A 16,286-nucleotide genomic window follows, 5' to 3' on the forward strand; every position below is an offset into this window, starting at 1 on the left:
CCCCAAACTAAATTTAACCGCTTATGAAAACTTTTATTACCTACAGGCGTAGACTGTATAGTTTCGCCATATTTATGTTAGGAACTTCATTGGGTTATGCCCAATATTGCGCCTCCAACGGAAATAGTACCGCTGACGAATATATTTCCAGAGTTCAATTAAATACTATTGATAATTCTTCTGGAGTAGGAACTTCTGGTACTGGATATTCAAATTTTACGGCTGTAAGCACAAATTTGAGCTTATCAACTGGATACACAATAACAGTAACACCTACCTGGACAGGGCCAACCTATGCAGAAGGTTATGCTGTTTGGATTGATTACAACCAAAATAATACATTCGAAGCAGGAGAACGTGTTTTTGCGCAGGCTGCTACGACGGCTACACCAGTATCGGGTGCTTTTACTGTACCAGCTGGTGCAACCTTGGGTGCTACAAGAATGCGGGTTAGTATGAGTTGGAATGCGATACCTGGACCATGCGGAAGTTTTGGTTATGGTGAGGTGGAAGATTATACCATTAATATTGTGGGTGGTGCTGTACCAGAAATGAATGTGCAAGGAAATGCAACCAATATTGTAGACGGCGACATAACACCGTCGGTTACTGATGATACCGATTTTGGAAATGTTGATGTTACAGTTGGTACGAATGCTAATACTTTTACAATTCAAAATACAGGAACATCAAACTTAAACTTAACAGATCCCTTACCATATATCAATATTACAGGTGCACACGCAGCAGATTTTACGTTGACTGCTAACCCTACAACACCCATTGCAGCAAGTGGGAGCACGACATTTACAATAACCTTTAATCCTAGTGCAACTGGAATTAGAACAGCCACAGTCTCTATAGCCAATGATGACAGTAATGAAAATCCTTATAATTTTGATATACAAGGTAACGGTACTACGACATTGCCGGAAATAAATGTACAAGGTAGCGGAACAGATATTGCAGACGGTGATATTACCCCAACTTTTTTAGATAATACAGATTTTGGAAATGTTGATATTGCAGGCGGTACTAATACAAATATCTTTACGATTCAAAATCAGGGTACCTCATTAGATCTCCTTTTAACGGCAGCTTCACCTTACGTTACGATTGGTGGTGCACATGCCGCAGATTTTACCATTGCTGTTATCCCAGCTTCAATTATTGGTGCTGGCAGTAGTACTACGTTTAGCATTACCTTTGATCCTAGTGCATTAGGACTACGTACGGCAACCGTTTCAATCGCAAATAACGATCCAGATGAAAATCCATACAACTTTAGTATTCAAGGTACTGGTTTTGTGCCACCGCCTTGTGGTAATACGGTTATTCACACTGCAAATTTTGAAACTGGTTTAGATGGATGGACTTCTGGTGGCGTTGACGCAGCACGAGTAAACAACGCAACTTGGTCTTATCAAGGTAGTCACAGTATTCGGGTTAGGCATGCCGATGCAACTGGTTCTGCATCATCTTTTGACTCCCCTGCTTTTGATTTGTCTAATTACGACAAAGTAGACTTTAAATTCTTCTTCTCACCAAGTAGTGTTGAAGACACCGAGGAGTTTATGATAGAATACAGCGATGATAATGGTGCAACATGGACCACGGTTCAAGTTTATGAAGGTGGTAACGTAGTCGATAAAACAGCAGATTTTCAAACTACAACAAGTACCATTTTTTATGGTAAAATTGTAACGCTTCAAAGTACGGATTACACCTTTCCTGCCTCTGCGATCTCACGATTTAGAGTTCGTTGCAATGCCAGTGCTGACGATGACCAAGTTTTCGTTGATGAAATTACAATTACCGGAACAACATATTGTACACCAACAAATGGCCCAGGTGGAATTACCACGGATCTAGATCTTTGGTTAAGAGCGGACATGATTGACGGGGTAGATGAAAATGCTGATGGTAGTTTAGTAACTGACTGGTTTGATAATGGAAAAGGTAACCATGCAGAAGTCATGGTAAGTGGTTTAGAACCTGTTTACAGAGACAATACTACGAGAAACTTTAATTTTAATCCTGTTATTGATTTTGAAAACAACAACAATACCGCCAATTCTGATATGACCTACATTATTAGTGATGGTAGTAGAGATGAATTGACAGGTACCGGAGGATTTAATAGTGCTGATATGTTTGTGGTAATTATGCCTGACCCAACTATTACAACTAGTATGATTCCTTTGGATACATTCACCAGTTCAGATCCTACAGCAAATGATACACAGGCGGAAGATGTTACAGGTTTTGGCTATGGTGCATATAGTCAAAGATTTACAAATGAATATTTTGGATATTGCGTAGGGACATCACAAGCTGGTCCTCCAATTACTGGTTACGGCAGAGGCTCTACATTAAATACCGTAAACTATAACCAAATAGGAATTATAAACATTAGGCACAATGCAACTGTTAATGATATGGAGCTATATCTAAATGGTGATCAATTTGGCAATGTTACCAGCGATGCTCCAGATTTTTCAACGGTAACGAATACTAAATATTGGTTAGGAAGAAGCCAATATTGGAACGGTAGTTTTGATGGACGTATTGCTGAAGTAATAACCTACTCATCTACACAGAATGACAGTAATGCTAGCCAAGCAAGGAACAGAATTCAGTCTTATCTGGCCGTAAAGTATGGTATAACCCTTGGTGTTAATGGAACATCTCAAGATTACGTAAATAGTGACGGAACTGTAATTTGGGACCAATCTTCTGATGGTGGAACTTACAACTACGATATTGCTGGTATTGGACGGGATGATGCTTCTGAACTGAATCAGAAACAATCGAGTAGTGTAAATGATGCTACCGATGGCACTGGGCCAATTGAAGGTGTCTTAACTGTCGGACTAACTGACATTTACAATACTAATAAAGAAAACAAAGACCTTAATGCAACAACATTAGGTGATAAGGAATTCTTAATGTGGGGTAACGATGGTACAGATCTTAACCTTGCCGCTTCAACAGTTACAGTAAACATGAGTGCTGGTATAGCACCTGCATTAACTACAAATGTAACCTTTACGGCTATGCAACGCACATGGAAGTTTGTAGAAACTGGCGGTGATATTCCGGAAGTTAAAGTACGGATTCCACAAAATGCCATAAGGAACATTACACCTCCAGGAAGTTATTACATGTTTATCTCTGATACAGGAATATTTGACCCAACAGCAGACTATAGAGTTATGACTCCAGACGGTAGCGGTAATTTAGAAGCAGTCTACGATTTTGACGGTGTTAAATACGTAACCTTTGGTTATGCACCTCAAATTATTGCAGAGCGTTCGGTTTTCTTTGATGGTGCGGTAGACTACATTGACGTAGATGACCGTTTAGATTTAAATCCTGCTGAATTTACCATTTCTGCATGGATAAAAAGAGATGCCGCAGATACTGGTACAGCATCAATCGTTTCAAAGCGTGATGCCGCCTTTACGGAAGGATATGACCTTAGAATTCTAAATGACAACAGAATCGAAATCATATGGAAAAACGGTTCTGACCAAAGTTTAATTTCAAATACAGCAGTTCCGGATGACGAATGGCACGAAGTGGCCGTAATTTATGACGGAACTACGGTCAAATTGTATATAGATGGTGTTGAAGACAATAGTGCAAACAGAACGCCACCTGTTGCAACGGACGAAAATTTCTATATCGCCGCAGCAGGTAAAAACACACCAACACAATACTTCAGAGGAAACATCGATGAAGTTAGGGTTTGGGACACCGCGCTTTCTGTTGACGAATTACACTTTATCATGAACCAAGAGATTTCTGATAATGCTGGTCAGGTTATGGGCAATGAACTACCAACATCAATCACTAGAAACGAGGTAAATTCAATTCCGTGGACAGATTTGGCCGGTTATTATCCAATGACTATATATACCTATACCAATACAGATGATTTATCTGGTAATGGTAACCAAGGTGCTTTGAGAAATTTAGATACTGTTGATAGGCAAACGGCACCCCTACCTTATGAATCAACACAAAACGGTGATTGGGATACCAATGCAACTTGGACAAACGGTAATGTACAGTATATTCCTGGCACGGCCTCTATTGTTGATGCGAATACAACGATAGATTGGAATGTTGTAAGAACATCACACAACATTACCATGGACAACACGACATTGCCCGCAGGCAATAATGACGTAAGAACAGTCTTGGGGCTTTATGTAGATGCTAACGAGCTTACGCTTGATGGTGATAACGCCACAGATACTGGTAATGCGATAAACATTTCACATTATTTAAGCCTAACAGGAAAAATTGATTTGGAAGGCGAGTCTCAATTAATACAAGAAATTGATAGTGATCTTGATGTGGCAGTTAATGGTGAATTAGAACGAGATCAACAGGGAACAGCAGATACCTTTACTTATAACTATTGGTCAGCTCCTGTAGGTGATACGGACATAGCAACAAATAATTACAGCTATGCACTTCAGGATATTTTCTACGATGGAACAAATGCAGTTAATTTTGATAACGGCACCTTTAATGGGGCCGCAACAAACCCAATTACAATTGCTGACTATTGGATTTGGAAATATGCCAACCTACCGAGTGATACCTATTCGGCTTGGCAACACGTAAGAAGTACCGGTACGCTAAATGCTGGAGAAGGATTTACGATGAAAGGACCAGGTACAGGCCCAATATTGGGAGAACAGAATTACGTTTATCTTGGCAAACCTAATAATGGTGATATAAACCTCACAATTAATGCTGGTAACGACTATCTCGTTGGTAATCCATATGCTTCAGCGATTGATGCACATCAATTTATTCAAGATAATGGTCCTGAGTTAGATTATGAACCAGGTGTAGACCCAACACCATTGTTAAGTGGAACCCTTTATTTCTGGGAGCATTGGGGTGGCGGATCGCACGTATTGCAAGAATACCAAGGTGGCTACGCTACTTACAACTTCTCTGGAGCCGTAGGTGCTGCCTCATTAGGAACCAATGACCCTGATGTTGGTACAGGAGGTACGCCAACTAAACTTCCAGGAAGGTATATTCCAGTTGGACAAGGTTTCTTTGTTGTAGGTGAAAATACGGGTACAATAAACTTTAACAACGGTCAACGTGTATTCCAAAAAGAAGGTGTAGCCTCGTCCGTATTTGTGAGAAACTTTAATGGTGGCAAGAGTGCCAACATTAATACAGACACAGACGACAGAATGAAGTTCAGGTTTGGATTCAATTCCGTAAACACCATTCACAGACAGCTGTTATTAACAATTGATGAAAATACAACTGAAGGTGTAGATTGGGCATACGATGCTATTCTTAACGAAGAGCAAATGGACGATATGTACTGGATTATAAATAATGAAGCCTATACGATTCAGGCTAATAGTGAAGCCGGAGAAGAGACGGTATATCCAATAGGTGTAAAAACGGATACAGACGGTACCAACACCTTTACCATTGATAAATTGGAAAATGTACCCGAAGACATAGATATCTATCTGCATGATAAAGTATTAGAACTTTACCATGATCTTAGAGCAAGTGATTATTCAATTTTCCTTAATGCCGGAGAATATGAAGATAGATTTGAAATAACGTTTGGTACAAACTCCAACTTATTGAACATCGACGACGAAGAAACGCAATCCTTGGATGTGTTATATTCTAACGATAATGAATCAATTGTACTGATTAACCCAAATCTAATAGATGTGAGCTCAATAGAGTTATTCAACATCCTAGGACAATCGGTATATCAAATAGAAGATATTTCAGAGAGCGGTTACTCTGAATATGAGGTTAAAAATTTAAGTACTGGAACTTATATTATTAAGTTATATACTGTAAGCGGTTCGGTATTTACTAAGAAAGTTTTAGTAAGGTAATTTTCCCAAATCTTAAATCTTAACCTAAAAAAACCCTGTCTTATTTGGCAGGGTTTTTTGCTTGTTTTTTCTTTGATCTGGTAGTAATTGTGTATTTCATCGATATTTTAATGCACTTTATGGATTTTTATGGATTTTTTTTTATGTTTGTTTCGAATCAAAGATTTAATTTTCTAGAGCCCCAAACTCATGAACTTAAAAATTGCATCTTCTTTGAAAGGTAATTTCAATGCCTCTAAATGGGTATTGTCATTTACAACACTACTGCTCTGTACTTTATTACATGGTCAATCTTCGGATTTTAAGGTACAACATGTAAAAGATGACATTGGGAATTCAGGCGGTATAAACACAGAATTTTCTCCAGTTAACTCGCTTGAAAAAGCAATTGCCATTCCAAATAGCAATCGTAAAACTCATGCAGGTGTTCCAGGTTTCGGTGGTACACTTCATGCAGATGATTTGTCTGGTGCTCGAGTTTTAACAAATACTGGTACGCTTAGCTATTACAGACAAAATGGATCCAGAAATTCTGAAATGCGTTTTCATAGTTCTATTTTGGAATATATTGGACCAGAAGGCGGTCCTAACGAAATTATAGTGAGAGGACGTTATCAAGTATCACTAAATGGGTCAAACAATAGTGCCACTCAACTTTTAAATGGAATTACTGATGCTAATAGGTGCATACCATTTATTAGTGGTATACTCACAAACGACGGAAACAGAGGTGCAGATTCTGCTACTGCACTAGCCTATTTAGAAGATTTATCCACATTAAGAGTCGAAAAAGGAACAAATTCTAACAATGTTACTGTATTTGTTACAGTAGTGGAATTTACAGGATCTAATTGGACAGTATTACATGGAGATTCGAGCAATGTATCGACAGATACAGGTACTATAAGGTTGACAAATGAATCAGATGGTACAGGTTCACCAATCACTCTTGAATCATGGGACGAGGCAGCTATATTCACCCATCACAGAGGTGACAATACAATAAATGGCATTAACCAGGCCATTTCAGACAATTGGCCATTAATTTCCCCTGGAGAAGATAACCAAAGTGTTGATTGGAGGTTTCATGTAAACCATGACTCTAATGGTACCAACAGACAATTTGTACACGTTTTAGCCAATTCAGATTTAAGAGTGTCACGTTATCAATTAAACTCTAATTCGGGAGGTGAAACAGATTTTGATATTTCTTCATCTAACCTCAGTAATATTGAAGAAGCTTTAATAGTTGGTGCGTCAATTACAAGTGGAAACGGAACGGCATATGGTAGAGGTTGGCGTAATTATGATTTGAAATCAACAACACAAGCTTCTCATTGGTCGCACAGAGGTGGAAATAATATGACTCATGAGATTCAGATTATTGATTTGTCTGATCTAACATCAGATGATAATTCTACACCGACAGATTATTGTAATTCTTTTGGCAATACGCAATATGATACTGGGATAACTAATGTAACATTCAATACCATTAATCACTCTGATGGGTCTCCAAAGGATAATGGTTATGAAGATTTTACACTGACCCACTCAACAACCGTTCAACTAAATTCCACACGAAATCTAAGTGTAAATGTTGATACAGACGGTTTCTATTCCGTACATGTGTTTGCTTGGATCGACTGGAATCAGGATCTTGACTTTGAAGATGATGGAGAGCGTTATGATCTAGGTACTGCTATCGGTGTAGATGACGGACCTACTAATCTGTCGCCTCTAGCAATAACTATTCCCACAACTGCCGTTTTAGGAGCTACAAGAATGCGCATTGCTGTTAAGTTTGGTGAAGACCCATCATTATGTGAAACAAATTTTGATGGTGAAGTTGAAGATTACGAGATTGTTGTGACCGAATCTACTCCTGAAGCCGAGATTAATATTACTGGTAATGGATTCGATATCTTGGACGGCGACACTACTCCAACAATTATTGATCACACGGATTTTGGTGAAGTTTATGTTGATTCTGGTTCAATAAGTAGAATCTTTACCATAGAAAATCAAGGAAACTCCAACGCGCTCAACCTAAATGGTACAGCGCCTTACATTAGTATTTCAGGTGCCCATGCAGCAGATTTCAGCATCACTGCTATGCCATCAAACACAATAGCATCATCAGCGAGTACGAGCTTTACACTTAGTTTTGATCCGAGTGGAGAAGGATTAAGAACTGCTATAATATCTATTGCCAGCAGCGATTCTGATGAAAATCCGTATAATTTTACCATTCAAGGTACAGGTATAGTACCTACCTATTGTAATTCAATTGGAAATTTAGCCTACCAAACAAGTGTTACTAATGTGACATTCAATACAATTAATAATTCTGATGGAGCACCTAAAGATGTTGGATATGAAGATTTTACCTCTGAATACGCTACTTCAGTTGAAATAGGTACAACCCATGACTTAAGTGTCAAGGTAGATACGGATGGTAATTATGTAGTTCATGCCTTTGCTTGGATAGATTGGAATCAGGACTTTGATTTTGATGACGAAGGTGAGAGCTATGATCTCGGTTCAGCTGTCAATGTGCCAGATGGCATTACAAGTTTATCACCATTGGCCATTACGATTCCTGAAGGAGCGCAGATTGGCGAGACACGAATGCGAGTATCGGCAAAGTATTGGAGCGATCCTTCAAGCTGTGAAACCAACTTTGATGGTGAAGTCGAAGATTACACTATAATTATTACTTCTAATGCACTTGCAGAAATCGCAGTCTCAGGAAATGGATATGAAATCGAGAATGGAGATACTACGCCATCATTGACTGATCATACTGATTTTGGATCTGTAAATCTTAACGAAACCAAATCCAAAATATTCACAGTTTTGAATACCGGAAGCGTAAACCTTGAAATTACGGATATTATCCTTTCAAATACCACGGACTTTAGCATTGTAGGAACCCCTTCTCCTTCAACATTAAACCCTGATGAATCCATAACTTTTGAGGTTGCATTTAACACGTCTTCTATTGGGTTAAAAAATTCAACTATAACTATTGAAAATAACGATGCTGATGAATTTAGTTTTCAATTTGTAATTCAAGCCTCAGGAGTTCAGAATTTTTATGATAGTGATGGTGACGGCGTACTAGACAATATAGATATTGATGATGATAACGATGGTATTGCTGATGCTGTTGAAGAAATGCAATGTAACAATTCTGATATCGCAGTTAAGACGCACTATAAGTTCCTTAATGAAACTTTTGGTAGTGGTGAACGAACAACAATAAACACAACTTATAATGCAGTTACAACGTATTGTTACGAAGATGGCACATCAAGTTGCCCTGATCTTGGCGGTATTGATCTAAATGATGGTGAATATACGGTTTACTATAGAGCAGGTAATGGCAACGGAACTAACGATACCCCTAACGGAGAAGTCGGATCTTGGGCAGACACTCATTGGTATCTTGGAGAAGATCATACACCAGATGACACGAATGGCAGAATGGCAATGTTTAACGCCTCTCATGATTCAGGAATCTTTTATACAGCAAATATTTCCGGTGCTTTACCTAATGTGCCAATCTCCTATAGTTTCTGGGTAATCAATCTCGATAGAACAGATGCACCTGATATAGGTTCTAGACTCCGCCCTGATATCTTAGTGGAATTTAGAGATCTTGAGAATAACCTTTTGGCTTCAATTACAACAGGAGAAATACCTCCAACTACTGCCGGTAATTTAGCTGGTGATTGGTATAATTTTTCAGCAGATTTGACATTTGACGTTAGTGAGTTTAATGTGTACTTCTACAACAATGAAACCGGTGGCTTAGGAAATGATTTAGCTCTAGATGACATAAAGATAACGCAATCACTGTGCGATACAGATAGTGATGGAGTTGCTAATATCTTTGATCTTGATAGTGATAATGATGGAATTCCAGATGTTGTTGAATCGGGTTATTCACCAGTAAGCAACGGATCAGCGGTAATAGATTCATGGATTGACAACAATAACAATGGCATGCACGATGCCTTTGAAAGTTTAAATCCTGTTGATTCAGATGGTGATGGTACTCCCGATTATTTAGATCTTGACAGTGATAATGATACACTATTTGATGTAGATGAATCTGGTGCTGGTAACATTGCTGACCTGTTCTTTGAGAATGGCGATGGTGATATAGATGGTGATGGAGTGGGTGACGGCGAGGATAGCGATGCAGTTAGGGAAAAAGATTTAGACTCGGATGGCATTCCTGAGTTTTTTGGTGATGGTATTCTTGATGTCTACGACTTTCATAACGGTACTACATTAGCCACTGCGTATGGTAATGAGGGACAAGGTATGGAATATACTTTATTCGTAAATGACTCTGACAGTGATGGCCTCCCTGATTATATAGATATTTATAACGATTCTGATGCAACTTATAACATTTCTCAAACCCTTTATGCCGGACTTGACAGCAATAATGACGGTATTATAGACGATTCCCTCGACACTGATGGTGATGGTATTTTAGATCTATTTGATACTGCAGATGATACATTTGGATCACCAAGACATCTCAGCAAAAAACTTCAAATTCATTTTGATGGACGCAATGATTATATTCAGGATAGTCCAATAATTAGTGAATGGGGAGAGATTACCCTAATGGGCTGGATAAGATTAGATACTGACGGATCAGGAGAACAATTTTTATTTGGTCAGAATAACTTTAACCTACGTATTCTTAATAGTGGCCTACTGCAGGCTGATATAAGTGGAACTTCTGTTATGTATACTACAGAAATACCAACCAATAGATGGACTCATGTCTCTGTTAGCTACAGTGCATCCAATGAAGCCTACAATATTTATGTCAATGGTGAAAATGTACAATCCGGCGAGAAATCAGGTACACTAAATCCAGATACCAGTAATTTTACTATGGCAAAAAACCCAACTACAAATTCGCAATACTTTAAGGGATATCTTGATGAAATAAGACTTTTTAATAAAGCACTAAGTGCAGACGAAATTCAAAAAATTACTTATCAACAAATAGGAAATGGAAATAACGGTTATATACGTGGTAAAGAAATTCCACTTGATATAGAAACCCTTTATTGGTCTGATCTTGTAAAATATTACAGCCTTAATAACTTTAAAGGCAATATTACCGATGATCTAAAAACACCTGGAGTTGATGAAGGTAGTGGCGCTACCTTATACAACATCAAAGGAATTACATTTGAAACCGCACCTTTACCGTTTATAACCAATAGTGGTGATACAGACATAATTAGTGCACTAAATGATATTGAAGATGGTGTTTTTGGCAGTGATGCTATTACTTATGATTGGTCAATTGTGCGCATTTCTCATAACAATATATCATATAATGACCGTCAAAAACATCTTGGACTATTTGTTGATGAAAATGATTCAAGTTCTAACCCAATTGAATTCCACGTAACAAATGACTCTGAGTTAAATGTGTCATGGTATTTAAAACTGGATGGCTTTATAGATCTTGAAGGCGAGTCTCAACTTATTCAAGGCGATAACAGCATGCTTGATCCCTTAAGTAAAGGAAAATTAGAACGTGATCAACAAGGAACAGCAGATACGTTTACCTATAATTATTGGTCTTCTCCTGTTGGTTCAATCAATAGCAATACAAATAATAATGATTACCAACTCAATACGGTACTAATGGATGGTAGTAATCCTGAAAATCCAATGCCAATAAATTGGATTACTTCGGGATATAACGGCTCCAATTCATCACCTATTGGTTTGGCAGATTATTGGATTTGGAAATTTGACAATCATCTCAGTAATGATTATTCCTCATGGCAACATGTAAGAAGTACTGGAACTATGAGTGCAGGTGAAGGATTTACCATGAAAGGTCCTGGAACAGGCCCAATCAATGCAGATCAGAATTATGTTTTTGTAGGCAAACCAAATAATGGAACCATAAGCTTACCTATTAATGCAGGTAACAATTATATGTTAGGTAATCCATATCCATCTGCTCTAGATGCTCGTCAATTTATCATTGATAACGCTGCAATACTTGCTTATGAAAATTCTTCAGATCCTGATCCTACAATAAGTGGTACAATTTATTTTTGGGAACACTGGGGAGGTGGATCACACATTTTACAAGAGTATCAGGGCGGCTATGCTGTTTATAACCTTGCAGGTGGCGTAGCAGCTCCATCTTACGGCACTAATGATCCGGATGTAGCTACTGGAGGAACACCTACCAAGATACCTGGAAGATATATCCCAGTAAGTCAGGGATTCTTTGTACTCGGAGAGAGCGACGGTAATGTAGAATTTAGAAATAGCCAACGTGTATTTGTCAAAGAAACAAGTGCCAGTTCAGTTTTTATGAAAAATTCTAACCCTAGCAGTTCACAAGATAACTCAGAACTTGAAGATGACAGAATGAAATTTAGAATTGGTTTCAATGCTCCTGGAACCATTCACAGACAAATTCTACTCACAATCGACAGTATTGCAAGTCCAGAAGTAGATAGAGGTTTTGATGCCGCAATATATGATAGCCTTACTGATGATATGTACTGGATGATTAATGAAGGAAAATATACTATTCAAGGGTACGATGCAATCGAGGATACTACAGTTCTACCCATTGGTTTACATACCTCATCATCACAGATATACGAAATAACTATTGACGATTTAGAAAATGTACCTAATGATCTTGAAATATATTTACATGATAAGACTACGGGTAATTACCACGATTTAAGAGCATCTAGCTTTGAGCTCACTTTAGATGCTGGAGAATATCTAAATCGTTTTGAAATTACCTTCACGGTTCCTCAAACACTATCCATCAATGATGCATTTAAAGAAGGTTTTAACCTTTATTACGCGATGGGCAGAAAAAAGATTGTAGTCTTAAATCCAGAATTAATACAATTTAGAGAATTGCGTATTTACGATATTAATGGTAGAGAAGTCCTCAAGCACGAAACAAGAGAAGGATCTTATAATGAATATTCAATACCCGAGGTTAGTACGGGTGTTTATATTGTTAAACTCTTAACCGAAAATAGTGAGGTTTCTAAAAAATTCATTGTGAAATAATCCTTATTCTCTGGATTTTAATTACTCGATTAGTTTACTACTAAACCTTTTTATTTTAATCTATTAATTAACAGTTGTATATCGATCGTTTCCTGATCACCCGTTTCCATGTTTTTCAATGTGAAGCTATTGGTTTTTAGCTCCTCTTCCCCTACTAGAGCAACATATGGAATATTGCGCCTATTTGCATAGGTCATTTGCTTTTTCATCTTAGCATCATCTGGATATAATTCTGCTTTAATGCCTTCCTCCCTTAGCTTCGAAACTGCTTTCAGACAGGCCATAGCTTCTGTTTCACCAAAATTTATAAATAATACTTTGGTTGCATCGGTAATTGTTTCAGGAAATAGATTTAATTCCTCAAGGACTAGGTAAATACGGTCCAGGCCAAAACTAATACCAACGCCACTCATATTTTTAAGACCAAAAATACCCGTTAAATCGTCATATCTACCGCCACCACCAATAGAACCCATATCAACACCTTTTGGAGCAGCTACTTCAAATATGGCACCAGTATAATAATTGAGTCCACGCGCTAATGTTACATCAAATTGAAGCTTGGCCGATTTTAATCCAAGGCTTGTTATAGCATTATTTACAAACTCTAACTCCTCAATTCCATTTAAGCCCTCTTTTGATTCGCTCAAAATTAATTTCAATTGTTCTATTTGAGAGCCAAAATCGCCTTCCAATTCAAAAAGTGGTTGTAATTTGTCAAGACCAGCTTTGGGAATCCCTTTAGACAGCATCTCCTCTTTTACGCGCACCTCACCTATTTTATCAAGCTTATCTAAAGCTACAGTAAAATCGATAAGTTTGTCTTGTGCTCCTATGACCTCAGCGACACCAGAAAGCACTTTACGATTATTAATTTTTATAGTTACACCCTTTAAATGTAAGGCATTGAAAACAGCGTCATACAGTTGAATGAACTCAACTTCTTGAAATAATGATTGTGAGCCAATAACATCGGCATCACACTGGTAAAATTCTCTAAATCGTCCTTTTTGCGGTCTATCAGCGCGCCATACAGGCTGAATCTGATAGCGTTTAAAGGGAAATTCTATTTCATTTTGGTGTTGCACAACATATCTGGCAAAGGGAACCGTCAAATCATATTTAAGTGCTTTCTCAGATATCTTGGGTGTAATAATTTTTTCGTATCTCGAACTAAATTCTTCGTCTGACAATTTACGAAGATATTCTCCTGAATTAAGAATTTTAAAAATCAATCGATCACCTTCATCACCATATTTGCCCATTAAGGTTTCAGAGTTTTCAAAACTTGGTGTTTCAATAGGTTGAAATCCAAAAACTTCAAACTTCGCTTTAATCGTATCAAAAATATAATTTCGCTTAGCTACCTCTTCTGCATTAAAATCTCTTGTACCTTTTGGAATACTTGGTTTTTGCCCCATCTCCTCAATTAATTTTTCACAAAAATATTATAATTTTTAGAGGCAAAACTAAGATATTTTGATTTTATAGTAACTTTATGCTGTTTAAGTAGTCTTATAATTTAAACAACCCAACTAGTAGAAAATTTTTATGTTTTCATTAGCACGAGAAAATGTTAGGATCGCCTTCGGCTCAATCAAAGGCCAACTTTTACGTACCATTTTAACGGTTTTAATAATTGCCATAGGTATAATGGCACTTGTAGGTATTTTAAGCGGTGTTTCTGCACTAGAAAATACATTATCGAGTAATTTCTCCTCAATGGGCTCTAATACGTTTAACATTCAGCGCTATGAGTTTACAGCTCAACGCCAAAGCAGCAGAGAGCGCCAAAAAATAAACCCAGTAATCAGCTACAGAAACGTAAAGGAATTTGAAGAGAATTATAATTATCCTTTTACTCGAGTTGCAGTAGTCTTTACAGGAACAATTGGTGCCGAAGTTAAATACGATAATATTAAAACTGATCCTGAGGTTACCATTCTAGGTGCAAACGAAAACTATATCGAAAACTCAGGTCTTGAAGTTGAAAACGGTAGAACACTAAACGTTTTCGATATTGAAAATAGTAACGCAGTGACGGTTATTGGAAGCGATTTGCAAAAAGCACTTTTTCCAGAGGAGAACCCTATTGATAAGGTTATTAGTATTAGAGGCTCAAAGTTTAGAGTGATTGGAGTTCTTAAAGAAAAGGGCTCCACATTTGGCAACAATCAAGATTTAAGGGCAATCATACCAATACAGAAAGCGCGCTCCATATTTACAAATCCCAGAATCAATTACGGACTCAGCATCAAAGTTGACAAGCAGGATATGCTTCAGGCCGCACAGGACGATGCCATTTTGACCTTTAGAAATATTAGAGGTTTAAATCCAATTGAAAAGAATGATTTTGGCATTGAGCGAAGTGACGATCTTCTTAATCGTGTAGCAGAGAATACCGCTGCACTTTATATCGCAGCTTGGATTATTAGTATTATTACCATTTTTGGCTCTACAATTGCCTTAATGAATATTATGCTTGTATCTGTTTCAGAACGCACTAGGGAAATTGGAGTACGCAAAGCTTTAGGAGCAAAAAGCAGAACGATTGCATTCCAGTTTTTTATTGAAACTATAATTATCGGTCAACTTGGTGGTATTTTAGGTATTCTATTGGGTATTTTAATAGGCTGGGGTGTAGCTTCTGGATTTGAATTAGAGTTTTCCACACCATGGATTGCTATGATTTGGGCAACAAGTATTGCGTTTATAGTCGCTGTTATTTCTGGTTTGTATCCAGCAACAAAAGCTGCAAAATTAGACCCTATAGAATCACTTCGGTACGAATAAATACTTATTGTCCTATTAACTTCTCAAAATATTGAAACAAATCACCTCTGGTAATATTGGCGCCTTGCTGAATGAGCTTGAAAATATCTAGATGTTTATCGTCTGAATAGTCTTTTTGGGCATTATAAAACTCAACATCATCTGAGAGTAAATTATCCCTTAGCCATTGAAAGCCATCTTTGGTAGTCAAATCTGCCTTATTATGTTTAAGCTTTAAAGCAATGAGATGCATATTTTTTTCCTTGCATTTAAACAAATGTATTTGCTGTGGTGAAATATGTTCTAAATATTCAACCTTATTTAACACACCATACCAAACTAAATCACTGAAAACATCTAATTCCTGCTCTGCTGCTTGGGGTTTATTTTTTTTAATATCCTCCCACTCATCAGCCGTAATGGACTGCGTTGCCAAGAAATTTATAAACTCTTGATGCAATTCTTCAAATTGCTCTTTTGTAAGTCTGGTATATTTCATTTCTA

General features: G+C 37.5%; 5 protein-coding genes. 3 read left to right on the forward strand and 2 right to left on the reverse strand.

Annotated features, from left to right (window positions below):
- The first annotated feature begins 23 nt into the window (after window positions 1-23).
- Entirely contained in the window at window positions 24-5,906 is a 5,883-nt protein-coding gene (locus LBU54_RS04930; protein ID WP_224526678.1) for a choice-of-anchor D domain-containing protein, read from the forward strand.
- 189 nt (window positions 5,907-6,095) lie between these two features.
- Window positions 6,096-13,010, forward strand: a complete 6,915-nt coding sequence (locus LBU54_RS04935; RefSeq protein WP_224526681.1) for a choice-of-anchor D domain-containing protein — start codon at window positions 6,096-6,098, stop codon at window positions 13,008-13,010.
- Between the two features lie 50 nt (window positions 13,011-13,060).
- Here the strand turns inward: LBU54_RS04935 and hisS are convergent, their stop codons facing one another.
- Window positions 13,061-14,431 carry a histidine--tRNA ligase gene (gene hisS / locus LBU54_RS04940; protein ID WP_224526683.1) on the reverse strand — a complete coding sequence of 457 codons (1,371 nt, stop codon included), beginning with the start codon at window positions 14,429-14,431 and terminating at the stop codon, window positions 13,061-13,063.
- A gap of 130 nt (window positions 14,432-14,561) precedes the next feature.
- Between hisS and LBU54_RS04945 the strand changes: the two genes are divergently transcribed.
- Complete coding sequence (locus LBU54_RS04945) at window positions 14,562-15,803, forward strand: ABC transporter permease (protein WP_224526686.1); 1,242 nt, start codon at window positions 14,562-14,564, stop codon at window positions 15,801-15,803.
- Between the two features lie 4 nt (window positions 15,804-15,807).
- On the opposite strand, the gene LBU54_RS04950 is transcribed toward LBU54_RS04945, so the two are convergent.
- A complete protein-coding gene (locus LBU54_RS04950; RefSeq protein WP_224526688.1) occupies window positions 15,808-16,281 on the reverse strand; it encodes a DUF6495 family protein in 474 nt (157 codons plus the stop codon).
- Window positions 16,282-16,286: the final 5 nt, after the last annotated feature.

This window comes from Winogradskyella alexanderae (genome assembly GCF_020166335.1).
Taxonomy (GTDB): domain Bacteria; phylum Bacteroidota; class Bacteroidia; order Flavobacteriales; family Flavobacteriaceae; genus Winogradskyella; species Winogradskyella alexanderae.